This is a genomic window from Pseudomonas sp. MOIL14HWK12:I2 (assembly GCF_000510745.1).
Classification (GTDB): Bacteria; Pseudomonadota; Gammaproteobacteria; order Pseudomonadales; family Pseudomonadaceae; genus Chryseomonas; species Chryseomonas oryzihabitans.
In genome coordinates, this window is record NZ_AZOA01000003.1 from 317741 (window position 1) to 343834 (window position 26094).

Consider the following 26094-nt stretch of genomic DNA (forward strand, 5'->3'; position numbering starts at 1 on the left):
TCTGTCCCGTCGCCCGCCATTGCCCTGCGATCCTTTGCCCCCTGACGCGGTCCGAGTCTGCACGCTCTCAGCCAAGGTTCCGCACGCCATGCCCTCCTCCCCCCGTCCCGGTTTCGTCTCCGTCCGCGGTGCCCGCGAGCACAATCTGAAGAACGTCGACGTGGACATCCCTCGCGATGCCCTGGTGGTCTTTACCGGGGTGTCCGGCTCGGGCAAGTCGTCGCTGGCCTTCGGCACCCTCTACGCCGAGGCCCAGCGCCGCTACTTCGAATCCGTGGCGCCCTATGCGCGGCGACTGATCGACCAGGTCGGGGTACCCCAGGTGGAAGCCATCGAGGGTCTGCCGCCGGCGGTGGCCCTGCAGCAGCAGCGCGGCCAGCCCAGCAGTCGCTCGTCCATGGGCAGCGTGACCGGACTGTCCAGTCTGGTGCGGATGCTCTACTCCCGCGCCGGGCGCTATCCCGCCGACCAGCCGATGCTCTATGCCGAGGACTTCTCGCCCAACACGCCCCAGGGCGCCTGCCCCAAGTGTCACGGCCTGGGCCGGGTCTACGAGGTGACCGAGGCCTCCATGGTGCCGGACCCCGCGCTGACCATCCGCCAGCGCGCCATCGCCGCCTGGCCCACCGCCTGGGGCGGGCAGAATCTGCGAGACATCCTGGTCACCCTGGGCTATGACGTCGACATCCCCTGGCGCGACCTGCCGCAAGAGCAGCGCGACTGGATTCTCTTCACCGAGGAACAACCCACGGTGCCGGTCTATGCCGGCCTCACCCCCGAGCAGACCCGCGCCGCGCTCAAGCGCAAGGCCGAGCCCAGCTACCAGGGCACCTACACCGGGGCGCGGCGCCATGTGCTGCACACCTTCGCCAATTCCCAGAGCGCCAAGATGAAGCAGCGCGCGGCGCGCTTCATGATCGGCCAGACCTGCCCGCTGTGCCATGGCAAGCGGCTGACCCGGGCGGCGCTCTCGGTGACCTTTGCCGGCCTGGACATCGGCGAGCTGTCGCGGCTGCCGCTGGACGACCTCACCGTGCTGCTGCGCCGGGTCGCGGCCGGCGATTTCGACGAGGCGAAGGATGCCCGCGTGCTGGACGCCAAGACCGGCCAGCAGGATCGCGCCCGGCGCAAGGCCGCCGGCGGCAGCGACCACGCCGGCGCGCCGGACGTGCGCCGCACCCCCGATCTGTCCCCGGAGAAACGCCTGGCCGCCCAGCGCATGGCCAGCGAATTGCTGGAACGGCTGCAGACCCTGACCCGCCTGGGCCTCGGCTACCTGGCGCTGGAGCGCAGCACCACCACCCTCTCTTCCGGCGAGTTGCAGCGGCTGCGCCTGGCGACCCAGCTGGTGTCCCAGCTGTTCGGCGTGGTCTATGTGCTGGACGAACCCTCCGCCGGTCTGCATCCGGCCGATGGCGAATCCCTGCTGGAAGCCCTCGACGGCCTCAAGGCCCAGGGCAATTCGCTGTTCGTGGTGGAGCACGACCTGGCCACCATGAAGCGTGCCGACTGGCTGGTGGATGTCGGTCCCGCCGCTGGCGAAGGCGGTGGCCGGGTGCTCTACAGCGGTCCGCCCGCAGGTCTCGCCGAGATCGAGGAATCGGTGACGGCGCGCTATCTATTCGCCGCGCCGCAACGCGGGACCCGGCCACCGCGCGAGCCCCAGGGCTGGCTGCGGCTGGCCGGGGTCACCCGCAACAACCTGCAGGGCCTGGACGCCGCCTTTCCGCTGGGCTGCCTGACGGCGGTGACCGGTGTCTCCGGTTCGGGCAAGTCCAGCCTGGTCAGCCAGGCGCTGCTGGAACTGGTGGGCGTCGAGCTGGGCCAGCGCGCCGCCGAGGACAGTGACGAGGCAACGGAGCTGGAGGCCGATGCCCTGCCCGCCACCACCGGCCAGGTGGTAGGTGGCCTCGGCGGCATTCGTCGCCTGGTGCCGGTGGACCAGAAACCCATCGGCCGTACCCCACGCTCCAACCTCGCCACCTATACCGGGCTGTTCGACGGGGTGCGCAAGCTATTCGCCGCCACCCCCGAGGCCCAGGAAAGAGGCTTCGACGCCGGACGCTTTTCCTTCAACGTCGCCAAGGGCCGCTGCCCGACCTGCGAGGGCGAAGGCTTCGTCAGCGTCGAGCTGCTGTTCATGCCCAGCGTCTATGCCGCCTGCCCCACCTGCCAGGGTGCCCGCTACAACCCCAAGACCCTGGAGGTGCGCTGGCAGGGCAAGACCATCGCCGAGGTGCTCGGCCTGACGGTGGACGAGGCCCTGGCCTTCTTTGCCGAGGAAGCCCCGGTGGCGCGAGCGCTGCGGGTACTGGCCGACATCGGCCTGGGCTATCTGCGCCTGGGCCAGCCGGCCACCGAACTCTCCGGTGGCGAGGCCCAGCGCATCAAGCTGGCCACCGAGTTGCAGCGCACCAGCCGTGGCACCACCCTCTATGTGCTGGACGAACCCACCACCGGCCTGCACCCGGCCGACGTGGAGCGCCTGATGCGCCAGCTGCACGGCCTGGTCGACGAAGGCAATACCGTGGTGCTGGTGGAGCACAATCTGCAGGTGGTGGCCGGCAGCGACTGGCTGATCGACATCGGCCCCGGCGCCGGCACGGCCGGCGGCCGCATCGTCGCCTGCGGCACGCCCCGCGCGGTGGCGGACGATCCCGCCAGCCCCACGGCGCCCTATCTGCGCCCCCTGTTCGACTAGCTGGCCAGCGGTGCCAGGCTGCGGCGACAGGCCGCCAGCACCAGCAGGGAAGCCACCGCCGCCAGGGCACCGAACTGGAAGGTGGCGGCGGAACCGAGGAAGTGCCAGAGCGCGCCGGCGATGCTGCTGGCCAGCAACAGGGCGATGCCACTGACCAGGTTGAACAGGCCGAAGGCGGTGCCGCGCAACTCGGCCGGGGCGGTGCGGGCGACCATGGCGGCAAGCAGCCCCTGGGTCATGCCCATGTGCAGGCCCCAGAGCACGATGCCCAGCGCCAGACCGCTCCAGCCGCTGCTCAAGGCCAGCGCCAGGTCAGCCAGGATCAGCAGCACCAGGCCCCAGGCCAGCAGCGCGCGGTGACTGACCCGGTCGGACAACGCCCCAAGCGGATAGGCCGACAGCGAGAACACTAGGTGCATGCCCACCATCACCAGCGGCACCAGCGCCAGGGGTACGCCCACCTGCTCAGCCTTGAGCACCAGGAAGGCTTCGCTGAAACGCGCCAGGGTGAAGACGCCGCCGAGCAGCGCCACCTGCCAGAAGGCCGCCGACAGCTTGCGCAGCTGGCTGCGCGTCAGCGGATTGGTGCGCGCCTGGACGATGGCCGCCCTGGGTTCGTCCAGGCCGAAAACCAGCAGGGCCACGGCGATGAAGGCCGGGATCACCGCCACCCAGAACACCGCGCGGAAATCGTTGGCCCAGAGCAGCATCAGCCCCACCGCCAGCAGCGGGCCAAGAAAGGCGCCAAAGGTGTCCAGCGACTGGCGCAGGCCATAGGCGGCGCCACGGATCTCCGGCGGCGTCACATCGGCCACCAGGGCGTCGCGCGGCGCGCCGCGGATGCCCTTGCCGATGCGATCCATGAAGCGCGCGCCGAATACCAGGCCGGCACCGCTGGCCAGGGCGAACAGTGGCTTGCTCAGGGCGCCCAGGCCATAGCCCAGCACCGCCAGGCCCTTGCGCTTGCCCAGGTAGTCGCTGAGTACGCCGGAAAAGATCTTGGTGATGAGCGCGGTCGCCTCGGCCACCCCTTCGAGGATGCCGATGTAGAGCACGCTCAGGCCCAGGCCGGTGGCCAGGAACAGCGGCAGCAGGCTGTGGATCATCTCCGAAGAGATGTCCATGAACATGCTCACTCCACCCAGAATCCAGACCCCTCGGGGTATCCGTCGCCAGCTCGCCGTCATCGTCACGCCCCTGTCCCTCTCGATCCCGTCCATCCCTGCCTGGCGGCAGGCAAACCGGTCGAAATTAGCATGACGATTGCCTGAGGCTCTACGGACGTGACATCCCCCGTTACACTGGGCGCCGCTCCTTTTCTCGAGGCCATCCCATGAAAACCCTGCTGGTCATCGGCATCGGCGCCGGCGATCCCGACTACCTCACCCTCCAGGCCATCGCCGCCCTCAATCGCGCCAGTACCTTCTTCCTGTTCGACAAGGGCACGGAAAAGGACAGCCTGATCCACCTGCGCGAAACCATCTGCGCCCGCCACATCCGCCAGGCGGACTATCGCTTCGTCACCGCGCCCATCCCCGAGCGTCGCCGCGAAGGCGACTACCGCCAGGCGGTGGACGACCTCAACGCCGCCAAGCAGGCGCTGATGGTGGAGATGATCGAGCAGGAACTGGCGGACGACGAATGCGGCGCCTTCCTGGTCTGGGGCGATCCGGCGCTGTACGACAGCACCCTGCGCATCCTGGCGGCGATCCGGCGCGAAGGTCGGCTGGACTTCGAATACGAGGTGATCCCCGGCATCTCCAGCGTCCAGGCCCTGGCCGCGCGCCACCGGGTGCCGCTCAATCGCATCGGCCAGGCCCTGGAGATCACCCCCGGTCGGCGCCTGGAGCGCTTCCCCGCGCACCTGGACAGCCTGGTGGTGATGCTCGATTCCCACGAAGCCTATCGCCGCCTGGACGAACCCGGCCTGTATATCTACTGGGGTGCCTACGTGGGCACGGCGGACGAGATCCTTATCGCCGGTCCGCTGCAGGAGGTGGCCGAGGAGATCCACCGGGTGCGCAGCGCCGCGCGTGAAGAGCACGGCTGGATCATGGACACCTATCTGCTCTGTCGGGGGCCGGCGGACGCCTGAGGGCTGTCCAGGCGTCGATCCAGGTGAAGGGTCTGCCAGGGCAAGGCCGTCTCCCGCGCGACGACCTGAAAGCCCTGGTCGAGCCAGAAGGCTTCGGCCCCGGGCAGAAAGGGATGGGTGTGCAGGTAGAGGCGCTCGACCGCGTCGCGCCGCGCCTGGGCCAGCAGCGCCCCGAACAGCCGTCGCGCCAGGCCCTGGCGCCGCTGCCGGGGCACCACGAACAGCCGTACCACTTCGACCACCCTTTCACCGGGATAGGCCAGCTGGGGAAAGCGTCGGTCGTAGGGTCGATAGGCGATGCTGCCGATCGGCTCTCCGGCGGCGCCCCGGGCGAGCAGCAGGCAGCCACGATCCGCACCATAGTGGTCGGCGAAGCGCTGTAGATCCCGCGGTACGGCGTTCGCCTCGACCCGGCTACCGAACAACTCGCGATAGCTCGCCAGCAGAAAGCCCAGCGTCTCGTCATCCGCCACGGTGAGCCGTTCGAGGGTGATGGGTGGCGCTTCGCTCATGGTCCTGTTCGTCTCTCCAGCAGCGGCAGGGCCGCGACATTTCGGCGCAGGTTCGCACCGGCCGGGCTGTGCGTGGCCCGCGACGATGATACAGTCCCCCGCCATGATAACCGTCCGTTCCCCGCGCGCCTCGCTCGCCTGGATGCTGCTCGCCTGCATCCTGCTGAACGGACTCGTCTGCGCCCTGGGCCATGGCCAGATGCTGGCGCGCTTCACCCTGCCGGTCTCGCCGCCGCTGGCCCAGACGCACGAGCACCACCACGGCCTGCACGCCCAGACCGCCCAGGACGACATGGCCGGCATGCATGCGGGCCTGCCGGGCGGCAGCGTGACCGCCCTTTCCCCCACGGGTGACTGCGTGTTCGCCGCCACCCTGTTCCTCGCCACGCTGGCCGCCGTCGTGCTGCAGTGGCTGCTGCGCCCCGGCGATCCTCATCGTCCTCGCTACCAGAGTGCCCTGCCGCCGCCACCCCGCGCACGGCGCTCCACGCTGCATCCCCAGGCGCCCTGACACCCCGGCGACGAAAGACGGCTGTCCTCCTTTCTCGTAATCCTGCGCGTGGCCCCTTGCTGGCCGCGCGTCGCTCCGTGGTGAACGCTATGACTTCGCACCCCTCCACTCCGGCCACCAAGACGCCGGGGCCGCTGCTGCAACTATTGGCGCGGCTGCATTTCCTCATCGGTCTATTCGTCGGTCCCTTCCTGCTGGTGGCCGCCGCCAGCGGCCTGATCTATGCCCTCACGCCGCAACTCGAGGCCCACCTCTATGCCGAGGCCCTGCACACCCCCAGTCGCGGCAAGCCCCTGCCGCTGGCCGAGCAGATCCATATTGTCCAGGCCGCGGTAGGCCCCACCCTGACCCTGGGCGCGGTGCGCCCGGCGCCGGCCGAGGGCGACACCACCCGGGTGATGTTCAACGATCCGTCGCTGGGCGAGTCGACCCACCGGGCGCTGTTCATCGACCCGGTCACCGGCGCCATCCGCGGCGATCTGGCGGTCTATGGCACCAGCGGCATCCTGCCGCTGCGCACCACCATCGACCAGTTCCACCGCAGCCTGCTGCTCGGGGAGCCCGGTCGCCTCTACAGCGAACTGGCCGCCTCCTGGCTGTGGGTCGCGGCCCTCGGCGGTCTGACCCTGTGGCTGGTGCGCCGCCGCCAGCGCCGCCCGGCCCGCGGCCTGCGCGGCCTGCACGCCAGCACCGGGGTCTGGCTGCTGGGTGGCCTGCTGTTCCTCTCCGCCACCGGTCTGACCTGGTCGCGCTTCGCCGGCGACAACATCGGCGTGCTGCGCGCCCACTACGGCTGGTCCACGCCGGGTGTGAAGACCGCCCTAGGCACCGCACCCGCGCCGGCCATGGCCCATGACGAGCACGCTGATCACCATGGCGCCATGCACATGGCCAAGGCACCGGCTCTGGATCCGGCCACCTTCGACGGGGTGCTGGCCAGCGCCCGCGCCGCCGGCATCGACGCCGGCAAGCTGGAGATCCGTCCGGGGCGCAGCGCCGACAAGGCCTGGACGGTGAGCGAGATCGACCGCCGCTGGCCGACCCAGGTGGACGCCGTCGCCGTCGACCCGACCAGCTTCAAGGTGGTCGATCAGGTGCGTTTCGCCCAGTACTCGCTGCCGGCCAAGCTGACCCGCTGGGGCATCGATGCCCACATGGGCGTGCTGTTCGGCCTGGCCAACCAGCTGGTGCTGGCGGTCGTCGCCCTAGGCCTGCTGGTGATGACCGTCTGGGGCTATCTGCTCTGGTGGCGCCGCCGGCCCAGCCGCGATCCGGCACAACCCGGCCTGATCACCCTCTGGCGCCAGCTGCCGCCCCTGCCGCGTCTGCTGGTCCCGGCGACGGCCCTGCTGCTCGGCCTGTGCCTGCCGGTGCTGGGCGGCAGCCTGCTGCTGTTCCTGGTGGTGGACGCCCTGCTGGGCCTGCGCGGCCCGGCGCTACGCACGGAGGCCGGTTCGGCCTGAGGTGGGGATGGATGGTTGTTGGCCTTCGCCCTGACCCAGCCGTAGCGTGGAAAACCGCGCAGCGTTTTCCACCTGTGCCTACCTCGAACGCGTGGACAAGGCTGCGCCGTTGTCCACCCTACCCGCATGTCGCCTCCCGCCCACACCAAACCACCCCCTCTCCCGCCGGGAGAGGGCCGGGGTGAGGGCCTGCCCCAAATCGCAGCCGTAGCGTGGAAAACCGCGCAGCGTTTTCCACCTGTGTCCACCCCGAACGCGTGGACAAGGCTGCGCCGTTGTCCACCCTACCCGCACGCAGCCGACCGCCCACACCACCCCCCTCTCCCACTGGGAGAGGGCTGGGGTAAGGGCCCGCCCGAAATCGCAGCCGTAGCGTGGAAAACCGCGTAGCGTTTTCCACCTGTGCCCACCCTGGACGCGTGGACAAGGCTGCGCCGTTGTCCACCCTACCCGCACGCCGCCTCCCGCTCGCACCAACCAGCCCTCTCCCTCCGGGAGAGGGCTGGGGTGAGGGCCCGCCCCAAATCGCAGCCGTAGCGTGGAAAACCGCGCAGCGTTTTCCACCTGTGCCCACCCCGAACGCGTGGACAAGGCTGCGCCGTTGTCCACCCTACACGCACGTAGCCTCCCGCCCACACCAACCACCCCCTCTCCCTCCGGGAGAGGGCTGGGGTGAGGGCCCGCCCAACATCAGTCGTCACGCCAGGAACCGCCTCCCAGACCATCCATCGGCATACCCTATCCGACGCTGGCGCACCCCAGCGAGACGCTTATAGTTATCGCAATCCCCATCCTTCAAGGATCTGCCATGCCTCGCCTGTTGCACGTGATAGGTTCGCCCCGCCAGGATCGCTCCGCCTCGCTGGAAGTCGCCACTGCCTTCATCCAGGCCTGGCAGGGCAAACACCCCGATGCCGAGGTCGATACCCTCGACGTCTGGCAGTGCGACCTGCCGGAATTCGACGGTCCCATCCTCGACGCCAAGTACGCCGGCATCCAGGGCGAGTCCCTCAGCAGCGAGCAGGAGCATGCCTGGAAGATGGCCAAGGCACTGGCACAGCGCTTCAAGGCCGCCGATGTGCTGGTGTTCGGCGTGCCCTGCTGGAATTTCGGCATCCCCTACAAGCTCAAGCAGCTGTTCGACGTGGTCAGCCAGAAGGACCTGCTGTTCACCTTCGACGACCGCGGCCTCAACGGCCTGCTCGGCGGCCGCCAGGCGCTGGTGATTGCGGCCCGCGGTGCGGCCCTGGATCGCCAGGAGCACCAGGAGTCCTATCTGCGCACCTGGTGCGAGATGGTCGGTATCGATCGGATGCACACCGTGGTGGTGGAAAAGACCCTGTTCGGGCCGGAAGTCGACCAGGCGTCGCGCGACCAGGCCAAACAGGACGCCGTGACCCTGGTGAGCAGGCTCTGATCCCTGACTGCAGGGGCCACCCTCACCCCAACCCTCTCCCCAAGGGAGAGGGGGCAGAGCGGCGCGGGCGAACAGTCGCGTAGGTTGGGTTGAGCACCACGAAGCCCAGCTCCCCTCCCCGCACCAGGTCCCTCAGCGATGCCGGGTGGTCGAGCTCAGCTTGTACCTGTCGCCCGGATGCAGCAACCGCACATAGCTGACCAGGTGCTCGTCCGACCAGGTGCGGCGGATCATCGACAGGCAGGCCGCGCCCTCGGCGATGTCCAGCCAGCGTGCGGTCTGGGCGGTGGCCAGCACCGCCTCGACGATATGTTCCACATCGCTGATCGGACAGCTGGCCACCAGCACCTCGTTGGGCGTCTGGCGGCTGAAGTCGCTTTCCAGGTAGTGCGGTACCCAGCGCGGATTGACGTAGCGATCCTCCAGCTGGATGGGCAGGCCGTTCTCGCGGTGCACCAGGATGCTGTGAAACACCTGGCTGCCGATCCGCAGACCCAGACGCAGGGCCACCTCGTCGTCGGCGGCGATGGCCTCGCTGCGCAGCACCTCGTTGGAATAGACATGCCCGCGGGCGCGCACCTCGGCGGCGATGTTCATCACCTCGTGCAGCGAGGACTCGGCCTTGCGCTCGATGACAAAGGTCCCGAGCCCCGCCTGGCGCGTCAGGTAGCCCTGCTGCACCAGGCGGGTGATGGCCTTGTTGGCGGTCATGCGGCTGACCGCGAAATCCCGCGCCAGCTGCTCCTCGGTGGGGATCTGGTGATGCACCGGGTAGGCACCACCCTGGATGCGTTCGAGCAGAAAGTCCTCGATCACCTTGTAGCGCGGGGGTGTCGTGCTGCTCACGCGAACTCCAGGCCGGAAAATGGAAAGCCGATGATAACGCGCGGTCCGGCGTTCTGGCTGCCGGACCGCGTCCGCCTCAGAGACTGGGCAACAGCCGCGGCGTGACCAGCCCGTTCAGGCAACCACTGGCTAGCAGCGCGCTAGCCGCCTCGATGTCCGGGGCGAAGAAGCGGTCCTCCTGGTAGTAGGGCACCCTCTCGCGCAAGAGGCTGCGCGCCCTTTCCAGGCGTTCCGAACTCTTCAGGCCGTGCCGGAAGTCCAGGCCCTGGCAGGCGCCCAGCCACTCGATGGCCAGGATGCCGCGCACGTTCCCGGCCATGGCCCACAGCCGCTTGCCGGCATTGGGCGCCATGGACACATGGTCCTCCTGGTTGGCCGAGGTGGGCAGGCTGTCGACACTGGCTGGATGCGCCAGCGCCTTGTTGTCGCTGGCCAGGGCCGCGGCGGTGACCTGGGCGATCATGAAGCCGGAATTGACCCCGCCGTTCTCCACCAGGAAGGGCGGCAGCTGGGACATGTGCCGATCCATCATCAGCGAGATGCGCCGCTCCGACAGGGCGCCGATCTCGGCCAGGGCCAAGGCCAGGTTGTCGGCGGCCATGGCCACCGGCTCGGCGTGGAAGTTGCCGCCGGAGATGACGTCGCCCTCTTCCGCGAACACCAATGGGTTATCGGACACGGCGTTGGCTTCCACCTCCAGCACCTCGGCGGCCTGACGCAACTGGGTCAGGCAGGCGCCCATCACCTGGGGCTGGCAGCGCAGCGAATAGGGATCCTGGACCTTGTCGCAATTGGCGTGGGAGCGGGACACCTCGCTGCTGTCAGTGAGCAGCTCGCGATAGGCCGCGGCCACGTCGATCTGACCACGCTGGCCCCGCGCGGCATGGATGCGCGCATCGAAGGGCGCCCGGGAACCGAGCATCGCCTCGACGCTCAGGCCACCGCAGACCGTGGCCGCGGCGAACAGGTCTTCACCCTCGAACAGCCCGCGCAGGGCATAGGCGGTGGACACCTGGGTGCCATTGAGCAGCGCCAGGCCCTCCTTGGCGGCCAGGGTCATGGGTTCGAGGCCCGCGACCGCCAGCGCCTCGCGGGCCGGCAGCCACTGGCCCTGGTAGCGCGCCTTACTCTCGCCGATCAGCACCAGCGACATGTGCGCCAGCGGCGCCAGGTCACCCGAGGCCCCCACCGAGCCCTTGAGCGGGATGTGCGGATAGACCTCGGCATTGATCAGGGCGATCAGCGCCTCGATGACCTGGCGGCGAATGGCGGAGAAACCGCGGGCCAGACTGTTGACCTTGAGCAGCATGATCAGCCGCACCAGGTCATCGTCCAGCGCCTCGCCCACGCCGGCGGCATGGGACAGCACCAGGGAGCGCTGCAGCTTTTCCAGATCCGCCGGCGCAATCCGCGTCGAGGCCAGCAGGCCGAAGCCGGTGTTGATGCCATAGGCGGTCCGGCCTTCGGCCAGGATGCTTTCCACGCATGCCACGCTGGCGTCGATGGCGGCATAAGCGGCGGGATCCAGCTCCATGCGTAGCGGCTGCAGATAGGCCTGGCGCAGCTGGGCCAGATCGAGGGTGCCGGGTTTCAGGACAAGGGTGTGCATCGATCAGACTCCTTTGCCGATCATGGGCAGATTCAGGCCCTGCTCGCGGGCGCAGTCGATGGCGATGTCATAGCCGGCGTCGGCGTGGCGCATCACCCCGGTGGCCGGGTCGTTGTGCAGCACCCGGGCGATACGGGCGGCGGCGGCGTCGGTGCCGTCGCAGACGATGACCATCCCGGAATGCTGGGAGAAGCCCATCCCTACCCCGCCGCCGTGGTGCAGCGAGACCCAGGTGGCGCCGCTGGCGGTGTTGAGCAGGGCGTTCAGCAGCGGCCAATCGGAGACGGCATCGGAGCCGTCCTGCATGGCCTCGGTCTCGCGGTTGGGGCTGGATACCGAGCCGCTGTCCAGGTGGTCACGCCCGATGACGATGGGCGCCTTGAGTTCGCCGCTGCGCACCATCTCGTTGAAGGCTAGGCCCAGCTTGGCGCGCAGGCCCAGGCCGACCCAGCAGATGCGTGCCGGCAAGCCCTGGAAGGCGATGCGCTCGCGGGCCATGTCCAGCCAGCGGTGCAGGTGGGCGTCATCGGGGATCAGTTCCTTGACCTTGGCGTCGGTGCGATGGATGTCCTCGACATCGCCCGACAATGCGGCCCAGCGGAACGGACCGATGCCGCGGCAGAACAGCGGACGGATATAGGCCGGCACGAAGCCCGGGAAGGCGAAGGCATCGGCGACGCCGGCTTCCTGGGCCATCTGGCGGATGTTGTTACCGTAGTCGAAGGTGGGGACGCCCATCTTCTGGAAGTCGAGCATGGCCTGGACGTGCACGGCCATCGACTGCTTGGCCGCGGCGACCACGGCAGCCGGATCGGTCTGGGCGCGATCACGATACTGCTCCCAGCTCCAACCGGCCGGCAGGTAGCCATTGAGCGGATCGTGGGCGCTGGTCTGGTCGGTGACCATATCCGGGCGCACGCCGCGGCGGACCAGTTCCGGCAGGATCTCGGCGGCGTTGCCCAGCAGGGCGACGGACACCGCGGCGCCGGCGGCGGTGTGGCGGGCGATGCGTGCCAGGGCGTCGTCCAGGTCGCTGGCCTGTTCGTCCACATAGCGGGTCTTGAGGCGGAAATCGATACGGCTCTGCTGGCACTCGATGTTCAGCGAACAGGCACCGGCCAGGGTCGCGGCCAGGGGCTGGGCACCGCCCATGCCGCCGAGACCGGCGGTCAGCACCCAGCGACCACGCAGGTCACCCTGGTAGTGCTGGCGCCCGGCCTCGACAAAGGTCTCGTAGGTGCCCTGCACGATGCCCTGGCTGCCGATGTAGATCCAGCTGCCGGCGGTCATCTGGCCGTACATGGCCAGGCCCTTGGCATCCAGTTCGTTGAAGTGCTCCCAGCTGGCCCAGTGCGGTACCAGGTTGGAGTTGGCGATCAGCACCCGCGGGGCATCGGCGTGGGTCTTGAACACCCCGACCGGCTTGCCCGATTGCACCAGCAGGGTTTCGTCGTCACCCAGCGCCTTGAGGCTCTCGACGATCCTGTCGTAGCACTCCCAGTTGCGCGCCGCCCGGCCGATGCCGCCATAGACCACCAGCTCCTGGGGGTTTTCCGCGACCTCGGGATCGAGATTGTTCATCAGCATGCGCAGCGGCGCCTCGGTCAGCCAGCTCCTGGCATTGAGCTGGGTGCCGCGGGGGGCGCGAATCTCACCTTCACGAAAGCGGGTCATGGGGTCTTCCTCTCTTGTTTTTCGGCCCTAGAGGTCCAGTGCCAGGGTATGGATCAGCCGTGCCGCGACCCGGGCCGTGCGGCCGTCCTGGTCGAGCGCGGGATTGAGTTCGGCCACGTCGGCCAGGCGCAACTTGCCGCTGGCCTTGAGCCGACGGATCAGCGGTTCCAACAGGGCGAGGCTGACGCCATGGGCGGCAGGCGCGCTGACCCCGGGCGCCTCGCCCGCGGGCAGCACATCCAGGTCGAAGGTGAGATAGAGGGCATCGCAGCCGGCGGCGAAGGCGTCCAGCTCGGCGCCGATGCGCTCCAGGCTGCCCTCGCGAATCTCATGGTCTTCGCAGATCAACACATCCAGCTCGGCGGCACGCCTGAGCAGGGTGCGGGTATTGGCGGCCAGGCTCAGGCCCAGGCAGGCATAGTGGAAGGGCCAGCCGTGGGTGGCGCAGTGCGCGGCGATCTGGGCGAAGGGCGTACCTGAGGTGGGTCCCCGCGTCGGATCGCGCAGGTCCAGGTGGGCATCGAAATTGACGATGCCGATGCGTGGCTTGGGTAGCGTCTTGGCCAGGTGCAGCGCCAGGCCCGACCAGCTGGCCCAGGCGACTTCGTGACCGCCGCCCAGCACCAGCGGCAGATGACCGCCGTCCAGCAGACCGCGCACGGCCCCGGCCAGGCGCGTCTGAGCGCCTTCCAGATCACCGTCGGCGCAGCGGATATCACCGGCGTCATAGGCTGGACCCTGACGCTGCCAGGCGACATTGGCCAGGGCCCGCCGCAGGGCGACGGGACCCTCGGCAGCGCCGGTGCGCCCCTGATTGCGCCGCACCCCCTCGTCGCAGGCGAAACCCAGCAGCGCCATACCCGGCGCGCTGTCCACGGCCAGCGGCTGGATGCACTGGTGCCAGCGCAAGGCGTCGGCTTCCGGATCGGTACGACCGGTCCAGCATTCCAGGGTCTGGCGATCAGCGAACATGCTGCACCTCCCCGGCGAAGACGCGCTGCCGCAGGCGCCCCGGACGCATCTCATAGGCCAGCTCGGCCGGCTGACCGACGTCCCACAGGCAGAGATCCGCCGGGGCGCCGACCTGGATGCGGCCCAGTTCCGGGCGACCCAGGGCCTGGGCGGCATGGGCGGTCATGCCGGCCAGGGCCTCGCGGGGGGTCAGGCGAAACAGGGTGCAGCCCAGGTGCGCGATCAGGGTCGGCAGATAGAGCGGCGAGGTGCCGGGGTTGGCATCACTGGCCAGGGCCATGGGCACCCCGTACCGACGGAGCAATTCCACGGGCGGATGCTGGGTTTCGCTCAGCATCAGGAAGGCACCGGGCAAGAGCACGGCGACAGTACCGGCGGCGGCCAGGGCACGCACCCCGGCTTCGTCGAGATACTCCACGTGATCCGCCGACAAGGCGCCCAGCCGAGCGGCCAGAGCGCTGCCACCCAGGTTGGACAGCTGCTCGGCATGGGCCTTGATCGGCAGACCGTGTTCGCGCGCCGCCAGGAATACCCGCTCGCACTGGGCCGGCGAAAAGGCGATGCCCTCGCAGAAGACGTCCACCGCATCGGCCAGGCCCTCGGCCACCGCGGCCGGGATCATCTCCCGACAGACCAGATCGACGTAGCCGTCGGCATCGCCCTGGAATTCCGGGGGTACGGCATGGGCACCCAGCAGCGTGGTAATTACCCGTACCGGTAGCGCCTCGCCCAGACGCCGAGCGACCCGCAATAGCTTGAGTTCGTCGGCCACGGTCAGGCCATAGCCGGACTTGATCTCCACGGTGGTGACGCCCTCGTCGATCAGCGCCTGCAAGCGCGGTCGGGCAACGGCGAAGAGTTCTGCCTCGCTGGCCGCCCGCGTCGCACGCACCGTGCCGAGGATGCCACCACCGGCCCGGGCGATCTCGGCATAGCTCGTCCCTTCCAGCCGCTGCTCGAATTCCCCGGCACGCTGGCCGGCATGGACCAGATGGGTATGGCAATCCACCAGCCCGGGCGTCAGCACCCCGCCTTTCCCGGCCAGTTCGGCCCCCTCGCCCTGCGCGGCCTGGAAGTCGGCTTCCGGCCAGAGTCCGACAATGCGGCCAGCCTCCACCCGCACGGCCATGGGCGTGGGCCAGGTCTGGAGGCCATCGAACAGGGTGACATGGCGCCAGAGCAGCGCTTGGGTAGCGACGGACATGGTGACTTCTCCGGTTAATGTATATACATTTAATCCAGAGTCGATCCCTCGTCAAGCACATGGAGTTGCTCCCTACCTTTGGTGCACGCAGAATGCTGATGGCGATGCTACGGAAGCTCAGCACCAGAGAAAGGCGATACTCATTTTGTATAGACAATAATAAATAGCGGAGACGCAAGAGTGGTCGCCCGTTGCCACGACCCAGCGAAGGCCGGCCTAACTAGGGCTCTATCTTGAAAATAACCACGGTCAGCGTCGCCTCTACTTCTACAAGCAGGTGCGACAGCTGATGGCGATCTTGCCCGGACTGATAGAGCTTCCTGCTCGAACACCCCCTCTCCCCGCGGGACAGGGTTGGGGTGAGGGCGAACTTAGCCACGCAGTCCCAGTGGAAAAGGCTGCGCCGTTTTCCACGCTACAGCACTGCAGGTAGGCGTTTCGGAGACAGAGCTGAACGCCTGCTCGAACACCCCCTCTCCCCGGCGGGAGAGGGCTGGGATGAGGCAACCCTCGCCACGCAGTCCCGGTGGAAAAGGCTGCGCCGTTTTCCATCCTACGGCGCTGCAGGTAGGCGTTTCGGAGATAGCGCTGAACGCCTGCTCGGACTCCCCCTCTCCCCGCGGGAGAGGGCTGGGGTGAGGGCGACACTCGCCACGCAGTCCCGGTGGAAAAGGCTGCGCCGTTTTCCACGCTACAGCGCTGGAGGCAGGTGTTTCATAGCTGGAATGCTTGCCAAGCCAAGCACGCTACAGCGGCGTCACCGTCACCTCGACCACCGGATCGTGGTCGCCGCCGCCGAGGATCACCCCGCGCAGCGGCGAGACGTCGGTGAAGTCGCGCCCCCAGGCCAGGGTGATGTGCTCCAGGTCCGGCAGCACATCGTTGGTGGGATCGAAGTCGACCCAGCCCAGCAGCGGGCAATGCACGCTGACCCAGGCGTGGGAGGCGTCGGCACCGATCAGCCGCGGCTTGCCCGGCGGCGGCCGGGTCAGCAGATAGCCACTGACATAGCGCGCCACCAGCCCCAGGGCGCGCAGGCAGGCCAGCATCAGGTGGGCGAAGTCCTGGCAGACGCCATGGCGATGCTCCAGCACCTCGCGCAGCGGCGTCGCCACCTGGGTGGCGGTGGCGTCGAAGCGGAATTCGCGGTGGACTTTTTCCATCAGCGCCCGGCAGCCCAGCAGCAGGGGGCGGCCCGGTGGGAAGCAGTCCTCGGCAAAACGGGCGAAGATGCCGTCCAGGGGCACCGCCGGGGATTCGAAGCGGAAGTGATGGACGTCCAGCGGCACCCGGTCCGCGGGATAGCGCAGGCCATCGCGCACCTGTTCCCAGGGGGGCGAATCCGCCAGCCCGAGACCGGCGCGGGAGTCCACTTCCACCTCCAGCTCGGTGCCGACATAGAGTTCGTCGTGGGGCCGCTCGAAGGACAGCCGGGTCAGCGGATTACCGAAGGCGTCCCAGGCGTCCTGGCGCTGGGTCGGCTGCGGCAGGATCACCAGTTGCCGGGACAGGCAGCGCTGCCAGGCGCAGTCGCGTGGCAACAGGTGCAGCAGCTGCTGCGACAGCGACACCGGCGCCTCGTAGCGATAGTGGGTGTCGTGCTGGATGCGGTAGCGAACCTGGCTCATCACATGGACACCGTGCGCTGGCTGACGGCGTCGACATGGGCGAAGCAGCGATAGATGACCCGTTCGGACAGCTGGCTGCTGGCCTCGGCGATCTGTCGCAGCAGGCGCGCCAGGCCCTGCTGCACCTCGACCCGGCCGGCGTCGCCGAACAGGGTGCTCTCCAGGGTGCCGAGGTCGAAGCGGCGCAGGCGGTCGTAGGTATCGTGCAATGCCGGATCGCGGGGCAGGCCGTAATAGCGCTCCAGGTGCTCCACGGCGTTGATCAGCGCATGCAGCTGGAAACGGATCGAATAGGGGTTGTGCTCGTGCAGCATCAGCAGGTCCAGTACCGGGATCAGCTGGGGCGCCGCCTGGTAGCGCGAGCGATAGGTGATGATGCTGTTGCCCAGTTCCAGCAGCCATTCCAGGCCCGCCGCATCCCAGGTGGCGCCGCCTTCGAGGAAGTGCGCCAGGCTGCCGGCGAGGAATTGCACCCGTTCGATGCGCCGGCCGATCATCAGAAAGCGCCAGCTCTCGTCGTGGGTCATGTCGTCGAAGGTGAAGCCGGCCACCGCCGCCAGCGCCATCACCAGGCGGTTGAGACTCTGCAGCGCCTCGCCCGGCTCGCTGCCGACCTGGCCCAGGCCATGGGCCTCGCGCTCCACCTCGCGGATGGCGCGCCAGTTCTCCGGCGACAGCCGGCCGCGGACCTGGGCCGCAGCCCAGTGCAGCCGTTGCAGATTGGCGCCCAGGCCGCTGGGAAAGTCGCCCGGCCCCAGGGCGGCATGCAGCTGCTCCGCCAACCGGCCGCCCGCGGGCAGCAATTCCAGGGCCGTGGCCAGATCGATGGCCGACTGCACCGCCGGCCCGCCGTCGTCGGCGTCCAGGTAGCGACTCAGGACGATCCGCAGCAGGCGCGCGGCATCCTCGCAGCGCTCGCTGTAGCGACCGTACCAGAACAGATTCTCGGCGGTGCGCGAGGGCAGGAAGGGGTCCTTGCGCACCAGGTCGCGCACCCCCAGCACCCGCGCCCCGGGTACCTCGGCGGCGCCGCGACTGCCGCCCAGCACCCAGGTGTCCTTGCTCGACCCGCCGCGCTGCATGGACACCACCGCGGCGCCTTCATGAGCGACCCGGGTCAGCCCACCGGGCATCACCCAGTAGCCGTCTTCGCTGGCCACCGCATAGACGCGCATGCCAATGGCCCGCGACTGCAGACTGCTGCCCTGCCAGACCGGCGCCTGGGACAGCTGGATGCGCTCCTGGGCCACATAGGCGTGGGGCGTGGCCAGGATGCGCGCGCGCAGTTCGGCCAGCCCCGCGGCATCCAGGGCCTTGCCGAACACCGGCTCGAAGCCCTGCGCCGGATAGGCCGGCTTGATCACCAGCTCCGCCAGCCGCGCCAGGGCCGCTTCGCGCACCGGCGTCTCGCCGCACCACCAGGTGGCAACGGAAGGCAGCGCCAGGGTCTCGCCCAGCAGGGCCTGGCAGACCCCCGGCAAGAAGCCCAGCAGACCGGGCGACTCCAGCAGTCCGCTGCCCAGGGCATTGGCCATGATGACGTTGCCCTGGCGCACCGCCTCCAGCAGACCGGGCACGCCCAGCGCCGAATCGGTACGCAATTCCAGCGGATCGCAGAAGTCGTCGTCCAGTCGGCGGAACACCGCATGGACGCGTCTCAGCCCGCTCAGGGTCTTGAGGTAGAGGCAGGCGTCGCGCACCGTGAGGTCCTGGCCTTCCACCAGCGGAAAGCCCAGTTGCCGCGCCTGGTAGAGGTGCTCGAAGTAGGTCTCGTTGTAGCGCCCCGGCGTCAGCAGCACCGCCAGCGGCGCCTCCTCGCCGGTGTCCAGGCCGGTGCTCAGGGTGCGCTGCAGCGCCTGGAAGTAGCCATTGAGCGGCTGGACCTGCAGATCGCGGTGCAACTCGGGAAAGGCCCGCGCCACGATGTGGCGATTCTCCAGGGCATAGCCGGCGCCGGACGGCGCCTGGGTGCGATCGGCCAGCACCCACCAGCGGCCATCAGGCGCCCGCGCCAGATCCACCGCATAGACGTGCAGCCAGGTATCGCCCGGCGGACGCAACCCCTGGCAGGCCCAGAGAAAGTTGTTGTGCCCGAACACCAGCTCCGGCGGCAGCAGCCGCTCGTGCAACAGGCGCTGTTCGCCATAGAGATCGCCCAGTACCCGATTCAGCAGGCGGGCCCGCTGCGCCACGCCGGCCGCTAGGGGCGCCCACTCCTCCGCAGAGATCAGTTGCGGCAGCAGGTCCAGCGCCCAGGGCCGGTCGCTGCCCTTGGGATCGGCGTAGACATTGTAGGTCACGCCGTTTTCCTGGATCTGCCGCGCGATCAGGGCCTGGCGCTGGTCGAGCTGGGCGGGTCGCAGCCCGGCCAGATGGCCGTAGAAACGGCGCCAGGGCGGCCGCACGCCGCCCCGCGGACTCCAGAGTTCGTGGTAGCTGCCGGTCATGTCGCTGGCATTGCGGGAAGCGTTCGGGGGCATGGTCAAGGGACGGCTGACAGGGTACGGAAGCGGATTCGGACGGCGCGCAGCGGCGGGGGCGCCGCAACGCCCGCGCCCGTTTCGATGGTCACTAGGGTAGTGGTGTGGCTCGGGATGCGCCACCGCAAACGCGGGCCACCACGGCCAGCGGAGCGTCAGCGGTTGCCGGGACCGATCCCAGAGCCTTCGCCGGTCGTCCCAGGCGACGAACAACCCGGAACTCCAGGGTCTGGCCGCTCTACTAATTCGCTAGCAAGACGCCAGCGCTCCGCCGGCGTCCGACGCGGCCGCTCTCGCCAGGTATCAGCCCCCATGCGCAATTTTCTCGGAAGCTACAGTTCCAATCGTCAGCAACGCAACGCCCTGCGCGCCCTGCCCGTCCAGCGCAAGGTCGCCAACTGCACCTGCGGCCAGGCCATCTTCTTTCCCAACAGCGAATGCCTGGCCTGTGGCAACGCCCTGGGCTACGCCCCGGACCAGGGCACGCCGACGGCGCTGCTGCCGGGCGAAGGCGGTCTCTGGCAGTTGCCCGAGGCCGGCAGCGGCCTCTATCGCCGTTGCGCCAACCTGGACACGCCGGCCGCCTGCAACTGGCTGGTGCCGGCCGATTCCGGCAACGAATTCTGCGTCGCCTGCCAGCTCAATCACACCATTCCGGATCTGTCCTTCGAGGGCAACGGCGAGCGCTGGCGCAAGCTGGAGCTGGCCAAGCGGCAATTGGTCGCCCAGCTGCTGGGCCTGGGGCTGCAGGTGATCCCCCAGACCGTGGATGCCGAGCACGGACTCGCCTTCGACTTCCTCGCCCCCGACGCCACCGGCACCCCCACCACCGGGCATGCCAATGGCCTCATCACCCTGAACATCCTCGAGGCAGACGACGCCCACCGGGAAAAGGTCCGTGCCGACATGCACGAGCCCTATCGCACCCTGCTCGGGCATTTCCGCCACGAGGTCGGGCATTACTACTTCGATCGTCTGGTCGCCGGGACCGACTGGGAAGAGCCCTTCCGCGCACTCTTCGGCGACGAGCGCGCCGACTATGGCGAAGCGCTCAAGCGCCACTATCAGCAGGGCGCGCCGGCAGGCTGGGAAAGCCAGTACGTCAGCGCCTACGCCACCATGCACCCCTGGGAAGACTGGGCGGAGACCTGGGCGCACTACCTGCACATGATGGACACCCTGGCCACCGCCGCCAGCCTGGGCATGAACGCCGGCAGCCTGCAGCTGGACTTCCAGCCCTTTACCCGCGAGGCGCTGTACGAGGCGGAAGACCGCAGCGACGACGAATTCCTCGGCTTCGCCAATGCCTGGATCGAACTGGCGGCCATGCTCAACGAATTGTCCCGCAGCATGGGCCAGCCGGACTTCTATCCCTTCGCCCTGCCCGCTCCGGTGATCGCCAAGCTGCACTTCATCCACAAGGTCATCCATTCGGCCCAGCCCAGCCTGCTGGAACAGGGCCTGGCCACGGACGACACGGCAGCCGGCGCCACCCTGGGCGCGACCCTGTGATCTTCGTCCTGCTCAGCCGAGCAGGACGATGCCCCAGACCACGGCGATGATGATCATGGCCACGAACTGCGCGGCACTGCCAAGATCCTTGGCATTCTTCGAAAGTTCGTGCCAGTCCAGGGAAATGCGATCCACCACCGCCTCGATGGCGGCGTTGAACAATTCGACCACCAGCGACAGCAGGCAGACCGCCACCAGCAGCGCCCGCTCGCCGCGACTCACATCCAGCCAGAAGGCCAGGGGCACCAGCACCACGTTGAGCAGCACCAGCGAACGAAAGGCCGCTTCCTGGCGAAAGGCCGTGCGCAGGCCGGCCAGGGAATAGCCGGTGGCGTTGATGACCCGGCGCAGACCGGTCTTGCCTTTGTAGGGAGAGATCACGAAAAAGCTCCATCCAGCAGGGGCGAACCGCCGCCGCGCGTGGACGGCAGGTGCGGAAAAGGGAAAGCGGGCAGTCACGCCCACGCCGGGCGCCGCTGCCAGCGGACATCAGCCGGACGTGCTCTCCAGCTGCTGCAGCAGCAGGGCCGCCTGGGTGCGGGTGCGGACGCCGAGTTTACGAAAGATGGCCGTGGCATGGGCCTTGACCGTGGCTTCGGAGACATTTAGCTCGAAGGCGATCTGCTTGTTGAGCAGCCCCTCGCAGAGCATGGTGAGCACCCGGAATTGCTGCGGCGTGAGACTGGCGAGGCCGGCACTGGCGGCCTTGGCCTCCTCGCTCAGGGCGGCAGCGCCTTCCACCTGGGGTGGCCACCAGGTATCGCCATCCAGCACCTGACTGACCGCCTGTTGCAGGGTGCTCAGATCGCTGGACTTGGGAATGAAGCCACTGGCGCCGAATTCCCGGGCGCGCTGCACCACGGCGGGCTCTTCCTGGGCCGAGATCATCACCACCGGCACCTGGGGATACTGGCCGCGCAAGAGGACCAGTCCGGAAAAGCCATAGGCGCCGGGCATGTTGAGATCGAGCAGGACCAGATCCCAGTCGGTGCGCTCGGCCAGGCAGGCCTGGAGTTCGGCGATGTCGGCCACTTCGGTGAGCCGCGCCTGGGCACCCAGCCCCAGGGTCAGGGCCTGCTGCAGCGCGCTGCGAAACAGCGGATGATCGTCGGCGATCAGGATCTGGTAGGCAGCCGCCATGGTGTAGCTTTCCTTGTTGTCGTGAGCGCCCCCATCGACCAGGAAGCTGGCGCACGGGCTGCACGCAAGCATGCCGAACGGCGCGGACGGGAGCAAGGCCGGGTGGCTCGCCGACGGTAGGCAAGGCCCTGCGGTTTGCGGCACAGTTGCCGTTTTGCCCAAGAGATGCCCCATGCCCAGCGCCGCCCTGCGTGCCGATCTGCTCATGTTGCTCACCGCCCTCATCTGGGGCAGCGCCTTCGTCGCCCAGACCGGCGGCATGGAGCACATCGGTCCCTTTCTCTACACCGGCCTGAGATTCGCCCTGGGCGCCCTCACCCTGGTTCCGCTGCTGCTGTTCCTGCGCCGCCGCGGCCGCCAGCAGCGCCTGACCCGCGACACCCTCAAGGGCGGCCTGCTGATGGGCCTGGTGCTGACCCTGGGCATCAATCTGCAGCAGGTGGGGCTGCTGTTCACCAGCGTGACCAACTCCGGCTTCATCACCGGTCTCTATGTCATCGTGGTGCCGCTGCTGGGGCTGCTGCTCGGCCAGCGCAGCCATCTGGGCACCTGGATCGGCGCCAGCCTGGCGGTGGTGGGCATGGGCCTGCTGAGCATCGGTGACAACTTCCAGGTGGCCTCGGGCGATCTGCTGCAACTGGCCGGCGCCCTGGCCTGGGGCGTTCATGTGCTGCTGGTGGGTCACTATTCCAGTCGCCACGACGCCACGGTGCTGTCGATCCTGCAATTCGGCGTCTGCGCCGTGCTCAGCCTCGCGCTGGCGCTGGCGTTCGAGCCGATCCAGTCGACGCGAATCGTGCTGGCCCTGCCCGAGCTGCTCTATGGCGGGGTGATCGCCGCCGGCATCGGCTACACCCTGCAGGTGTTTGCCCAGCGCGGCGCCATCGCCTCCCATGCGGCGGTGATCTTTTCCCTGGAGGCGGTGTTCGCCGCCTTCTTTGGTGCCTGGCTGCTGGGCGAAGCCCTCAGCGGTCGTGGCTACCTGGGTTGCGTCCTGATGTTCGCCGGCATGCTCGCCGCCCAGCTCTGGCCGCGCCAGGCGCCGGTCGAGGTCAAGCCGGTCAACTAGCGCGCAGGGTCTTCAGTTGCCGGCTGGCCGGGCTGTCCGCCGCCAGCGGCAGGTGATGCTTGGCATCCAGGTAGCGCTCGCTGAAGACATCCAGATAGGCCTCCAGCAGGCGTCCGGCCGGTGCCTCACCGGCCAGTTCCAGGCACAGGGCGGCGACCTCGGCGGTGCACAGGTGCTCGCCGCGGGTGGAGCGCCGCAACCGGTAGCGCGACAGCGCATTGGGCTGAAAGCTCAGCACCGGCAGGTGGTCCAGATAGGGACTCTTGCGAAACATCTTGCGCGCCTCGGTCCAGGTGGCATCCAGCAGCACGAACAGCGGGCGCTGACCGGGGGCCAGCGGCAGGCTCTCGACCACCCGCTCGGGCGCGGCGTATTCGCCGGGAAACACCAGCAGCGGCTGCCACTCGGGCTGCGCGAGCAATTCCGGCAGCGCCGGATCCACCGCCGTGCGACTCCAGCCGAAGGCGTGGGTATCGGCCACCACATCGGCGATCAGCCAGCCGGTGTTACTCGGCTTGAGCGGCTCGACGTCGTGCATCAGCAGGCACATGCCGGCCTGGGTCTGGCGCAGGGGACGCAGGTCGCAGAGGCAGTGGCTGGGCGCCAGGCGGCAATTCGGGCAGCGCGCCATGCGCGAGCCACGGGCGATGAAGGGCTTGATGCTGCGCGCCAGGCGCTCCTGGCGCAAACGGGCCACGGCATGCAGAGGGGTGTCGCTGATCGGGGTCATGCCGGGCTCGCGGGCAAAAGCGCAGTTTACCAGAGCGATCGGGATGCCCGCGGCGGCCAGGCAGGTTACCCTGCGCAGACGCCTTGCGAACCCCCGCCCGCGACCACGGTCGAAACGGGCTCCTCTACGCTGGAGAACACGATGCCTCGTTTTGCTTTGCTCGCCCTGACCCTCGCCCTGCCCTTCACCGTCCAGGCGGCCGAGTCGCTCAAGGACCACGAGCTCAACCAGATGCTGCGCAAGGTGGCCACCGAAAGCAGCCAGGGCACGCCCCGCGCCATCAACGAGGACATCCTCGACCGCGGCTACACCGTGCAGGGCAAGCAGCTGATCAACAACCTCAGCGTCCGCCCGGCCCATGCCGCCCGCATGCGCGAGAATCCGGCCACGGTGCGGGTGCAGCTCGCCGAGAGCGTCTGCCAGAACAACGGCTATCGCCAGTTGCTGGCCCGCGGCGCCACCCTGGTCTATGACTTCACCGAATACCAGACCAACAAGCCGGTCATGGTCGAGCGCTTCCAGGCCGCCGACTGCGGCCTGGGCAAGTAAGCGGAGACCGCGGCCATGACCGAGGACAGCGACGACAGCTACCTGGCCCGCCATGTGGAGCCCAGCGCCGCGGACCTCGGTCAGCGCATCGACGAATTGCTGGCGCACGCCCTGCCGGGCGGCAGCCCCAATCTCGGCCTCTACCGCGAGATGCTGGTGACGGTGGTGCGCATGGCGCAGACCAATCCGGCGCGCTGGGACGCCAAGATCATGCTGCAGACGCTCAAGGAGCTGGAGCAGGCCTTCCGCACCCTGGAGCGCTTTCGCCGGCGGCGCAAGGTCACGGTGTTCGGCTCGGCGCGGACCCGCATCGATCACGGCCTCTATACCCTCGCCCGCGAGCTGGGCAGCGCCCTGGCCCGCCGCGACATGATGGTCATCACCGGCGGTGGCGCCGGCATCATGGGCGCCGCGCACGAGGGCGCGGGGCCCGAAGCCAGTCTCGGCTTCAACATCACCCTGCCCTTCGAACAGCGCGCCAATCCGACCATCGAAGGCACGGATCACCTGCTGTCCTTTCACTTCTTCTATGTGCGCAAGCTGTTCTTTTTGAAGGAGGCGGATGCCCTGGTGCTCTGCCCCGGCGGCTTCGGCACCCTGGACGAGACCTTCGAGGTACTCACCCTGATCCAGACCGGCAAGAGCCCCCTGGTGCCGCTGGTCCTGCTGGACACCCCCGACGGCCATTTCTGGGACGACACCCTGGCCTATCTGCAGCGCAATCTGCTGGAAGAAGGCTACATCCTTCCCGCCGATCTCAAGCTGGTGCGCCTGGTGCGTTCGCCGGAAGCCGCCGCGGCCGAGATCGAGCACTTCTACGGCAACTACCACTCCACCCGCCGGCGTGACGGCCTGCTGCATATCCGTCTCAAGCACGCCGTGACCCCTGCCTGCCTGGAGCAGCTGGCCACGGATTTCGCCGACCTCTGCCGGACCCCGGGCTTCACCCAGCTGGCCCCGGGCGAAGGCGAGGCCGACGAAGCCGAGTTCGCCCACCTGACACGCCTCACCTTCGACTTCCACGGTCGTCACTATGGCCGTCTGCGCGAACTGGTGGACGAAATCAATCGGCCGGAGCATTGGGCAGCCACCTAGGTTGGGTTGAGCGCAACGAAGCCCAACGCTCTCCAACACCAGAACCGATGTTGGGTTGCACTGTGCTCAGGGCAAACCTGCGCGACCGAGGTTGATTGCTGACATCGCGGCCATGGGCCGCTCCTACGGACGCTGAGTTGAGGGTAGGAGCGGCCCATGGCCGCGATAGCGCTGAGCTCGAGTCGTTCCAGGCAAAAGCACGGGAAATGGCGACTCCCTTTCCCTTCGGCATCACCGCGACGCGCGCCCTCACCCCAACCCTCTCCCTCAGGGAGGGGGGTTAGCCGTTTTCCGCAATCAGTCGCTCACCGCGGGCGGAGTGGACCTGCAGGCTGGCGCTGAGCGCAGCGGAGCCCAACACCGCAAGCCACGCCCCATTACCGCCGGCTCAGCACCCGGTTGATCCCGTCCATGGCATAACCTCGGTAGGCCAGGAAGCGGCCCTGCTTGGCGCGCTCCTTGGCGTCGGCCGGCGGTGTACCGAATTTCCGGCGCCACACCTCTTCCAGCTGCGCCTGCCAGTCCACATCCGCTTCGCGCAGGGCCGTTTCCACCTGCTCTCTTTTCAGGCCACGCTGGCCCAGTTCTTCGCGGATCCGCATGGGGCCGTAACCGGAACGGGCACGACTGGCGATATAGCTCTCCAGATAGCGACTTTCGTCGAGCAGGCCATCCTCGGCCAGGCGATCCAGCACCGGACCGAGCAGGCTTTCCTCGGCCCCGCGCCGCCGCAGCTTGCGCGACAGCTCTTCACGGCCATGCTCGCGACGCGCCAGGAGGTCCATGGCGGCGAAACGGATGGCAGCGGTGGTATCCAGTGGATTGCCCAAGGGTGATCCTCCTTATGCGAAAACCCCCGCACGGGGCGGGGGTCGTCTAGAGCACTG

Annotated in this window: 22 protein-coding genes; 9 read left to right on the plus strand and 13 right to left on the minus strand. The window is 68.5% G+C overall.

Annotation, left to right across the window (positions count from 1 at the left end):
- Window positions 1-88: 88 nt before the first annotated feature.
- The gene (locus PSK12I2_RS0101525) at window positions 89-2701 is read left to right on the plus strand and encodes an excinuclease ABC subunit UvrA (protein ID WP_027597034.1); all 2613 of its coding nucleotides are present in this window, start codon (window positions 89-91) and stop codon (window positions 2699-2701) included.
- Here the strand turns inward: PSK12I2_RS0101525 and PSK12I2_RS0101530 are convergent.
- Window positions 2698-3921 (minus strand): MFS transporter, encoded by a 1224-nt coding sequence (locus PSK12I2_RS0101530; protein ID WP_371100208.1) that lies wholly within the window; start codon window positions 3919-3921, stop codon window positions 2698-2700. The two genes, PSK12I2_RS0101525 and PSK12I2_RS0101530, sit on opposite strands and share 4 nt — an antisense overlap.
- A 113-nt stretch (window positions 3922-4034) precedes the next feature.
- Here PSK12I2_RS0101530 and cobF point away from each other — a divergent pair, with 113 nt between their 5' ends.
- Window positions 4035-4796, plus strand: coding sequence for a precorrin-6A synthase (deacetylating) (gene cobF / locus PSK12I2_RS0101535; protein ID WP_027597036.1), 762 nt, complete (start codon window positions 4035-4037; stop codon window positions 4794-4796).
- On the opposite strand, the gene PSK12I2_RS0101540 is transcribed toward cobF, so the two are convergent.
- Window positions 4763-5308 carry a GNAT family N-acetyltransferase gene (locus PSK12I2_RS0101540; RefSeq protein ID WP_027597037.1) on the minus strand — a complete coding sequence of 182 codons (546 nt, stop codon included), beginning with the start codon at window positions 5306-5308 and terminating at the stop codon, window positions 4763-4765. The two genes, cobF and PSK12I2_RS0101540, sit on opposite strands and share 34 nt — an antisense overlap.
- A gap of 103 nt (window positions 5309-5411) precedes the next feature.
- On the opposite strand from PSK12I2_RS0101540, the gene PSK12I2_RS0101545 reads away from it, so the two are divergent.
- The 3 genes from PSK12I2_RS0101545 to PSK12I2_RS0101555 all read left to right on the plus strand — a co-directional run bounded on the left by PSK12I2_RS0101545 (window position 5412) and on the right by PSK12I2_RS0101555 (window position 8699).
- Window positions 5412-5819 (plus strand): hypothetical protein, encoded by a 408-nt coding sequence (locus tag PSK12I2_RS0101545; protein ID WP_027597038.1) that lies wholly within the window; start codon window positions 5412-5414, stop codon window positions 5817-5819.
- Between the two features lie 89 nt (window positions 5820-5908).
- Complete coding sequence (locus PSK12I2_RS0101550) at window positions 5909-7282, plus strand: PepSY domain-containing protein (RefSeq protein WP_027597039.1); 1374 nt, start codon at window positions 5909-5911, stop codon at window positions 7280-7282.
- Window positions 7283-8090: 808 nt separating this feature from the next.
- The gene (locus PSK12I2_RS0101555) at window positions 8091-8699 is read left to right on the plus strand and encodes an FMN-dependent NADH-azoreductase (RefSeq protein ID WP_027597040.1); all 609 of its coding nucleotides are present in this window, start codon (window positions 8091-8093) and stop codon (window positions 8697-8699) included.
- Between the two features lie 132 nt (window positions 8700-8831).
- On the opposite strand, the gene hutC is transcribed toward PSK12I2_RS0101555, so the two are convergent.
- The 7 genes from hutC to PSK12I2_RS0101590 all read right to left on the minus strand — a co-directional run bounded on the left by hutC (window position 8832) and on the right by PSK12I2_RS0101590 (window position 19112).
- Window positions 8832-9545, minus strand: coding sequence for a histidine utilization repressor (hutC, locus tag PSK12I2_RS0101560; protein ID WP_007159364.1), 714 nt, complete (start codon window positions 9543-9545; stop codon window positions 8832-8834).
- A 76-nt stretch (window positions 9546-9621) separates the two neighbouring features.
- Window positions 9622-11154, minus strand: coding sequence for a histidine ammonia-lyase (gene hutH, locus PSK12I2_RS0101565; RefSeq protein WP_027597041.1), 1533 nt, complete (start codon window positions 11152-11154; stop codon window positions 9622-9624).
- A 3-nt stretch (window positions 11155-11157) separates the two neighbouring features.
- Window positions 11158-12828 (minus strand): urocanate hydratase, encoded by a 1671-nt coding sequence (gene hutU, locus PSK12I2_RS0101570; protein ID WP_027597042.1) that lies wholly within the window; start codon window positions 12826-12828, stop codon window positions 11158-11160.
- A gap of 27 nt (window positions 12829-12855) precedes the next feature.
- Window positions 12856-13800 carry a formimidoylglutamase gene (gene hutG / locus PSK12I2_RS0101575; protein WP_027597043.1) on the minus strand — a complete coding sequence of 315 codons (945 nt, stop codon included), beginning with the start codon at window positions 13798-13800 and terminating at the stop codon, window positions 12856-12858.
- Window positions 13790-15004, minus strand: a complete 1215-nt coding sequence (gene hutI, locus PSK12I2_RS0101580) for an imidazolonepropionase (RefSeq protein ID WP_027597044.1) — start codon at window positions 15002-15004, stop codon at window positions 13790-13792. Before hutI ends, hutG begins: the two co-directional genes overlap by 11 nt.
- Before the next feature lie 746 nt (window positions 15005-15750).
- Complete coding sequence (locus tag PSK12I2_RS0101585) at window positions 15751-16632, minus strand: transglutaminase family protein (protein ID WP_027597045.1); 882 nt, start codon at window positions 16630-16632, stop codon at window positions 15751-15753.
- Complete coding sequence (locus tag PSK12I2_RS0101590; RefSeq protein WP_156930112.1) at window positions 16632-19112, minus strand: circularly permuted type 2 ATP-grasp protein; 2481 nt, start codon at window positions 19110-19112, stop codon at window positions 16632-16634. Before PSK12I2_RS0101590 ends, PSK12I2_RS0101585 begins: the two co-directional genes overlap by 1 nt.
- A 312-nt stretch (window positions 19113-19424) precedes the next feature.
- Between PSK12I2_RS0101590 and PSK12I2_RS0101595 the strand changes: the two genes are divergently transcribed.
- Window positions 19425-20624 carry a putative zinc-binding metallopeptidase gene (locus PSK12I2_RS0101595; RefSeq protein WP_027597047.1) on the plus strand — a complete coding sequence of 400 codons (1200 nt, stop codon included), beginning with the start codon at window positions 19425-19427 and terminating at the stop codon, window positions 20622-20624.
- Between the two features lie 12 nt (window positions 20625-20636).
- On the opposite strand, the gene PSK12I2_RS0101600 is transcribed toward PSK12I2_RS0101595, so the two are convergent.
- Both PSK12I2_RS0101600 and erdR read right to left on the minus strand, forming a co-directional pair.
- On the minus strand, window positions 20637-21005 hold the full coding sequence (locus PSK12I2_RS0101600; protein WP_007159374.1) for a diacylglycerol kinase: 369 nt from the start codon (window positions 21003-21005) through the stop codon (window positions 20637-20639).
- A gap of 108 nt (window positions 21006-21113) precedes the next feature.
- Window positions 21114-21764, minus strand: a complete 651-nt coding sequence (erdR, locus tag PSK12I2_RS0101605) for a response regulator transcription factor ErdR (protein WP_007159375.1) — start codon at window positions 21762-21764, stop codon at window positions 21114-21116.
- Between the two features lie 172 nt (window positions 21765-21936).
- Between erdR and PSK12I2_RS0101610 the strand changes: the two genes are divergently transcribed.
- Window positions 21937-22833, plus strand: a complete 897-nt coding sequence (locus tag PSK12I2_RS0101610) for a DMT family transporter (protein WP_007159376.1) — start codon at window positions 21937-21939, stop codon at window positions 22831-22833.
- Here the strand turns inward: PSK12I2_RS0101610 and PSK12I2_RS0101615 are convergent.
- Window positions 22826-23563 (minus strand): tRNA-uridine aminocarboxypropyltransferase, encoded by a 738-nt coding sequence (locus PSK12I2_RS0101615; protein ID WP_027597049.1) that lies wholly within the window; start codon window positions 23561-23563, stop codon window positions 22826-22828. The two genes, PSK12I2_RS0101610 and PSK12I2_RS0101615, sit on opposite strands and share 8 nt — an antisense overlap.
- A 141-nt stretch (window positions 23564-23704) precedes the next feature.
- Between PSK12I2_RS0101615 and PSK12I2_RS0101620 the strand changes: the two genes are divergently transcribed.
- The gene (locus tag PSK12I2_RS0101620) at window positions 23705-24112 is read left to right on the plus strand and encodes a quorum-sensing-regulated virulence factor family protein (protein WP_027597050.1); all 408 of its coding nucleotides are present in this window, start codon (window positions 23705-23707) and stop codon (window positions 24110-24112) included.
- Window positions 24113-24127: 15 nt separating this feature from the next.
- Complete coding sequence (locus tag PSK12I2_RS0101625; RefSeq protein ID WP_027597051.1) at window positions 24128-25207, plus strand: TIGR00730 family Rossman fold protein; 1080 nt, start codon at window positions 24128-24130, stop codon at window positions 25205-25207.
- 377 nt (window positions 25208-25584) lie between these two features.
- On the opposite strand, the gene recX is transcribed toward PSK12I2_RS0101625, so the two are convergent.
- The gene (recX, locus tag PSK12I2_RS0101630) at window positions 25585-26037 is read right to left on the minus strand and encodes a recombination regulator RecX (protein ID WP_007159380.1); all 453 of its coding nucleotides are present in this window, start codon (window positions 26035-26037) and stop codon (window positions 25585-25587) included.
- Window positions 26038-26094 lie beyond the last annotated feature (57 nt).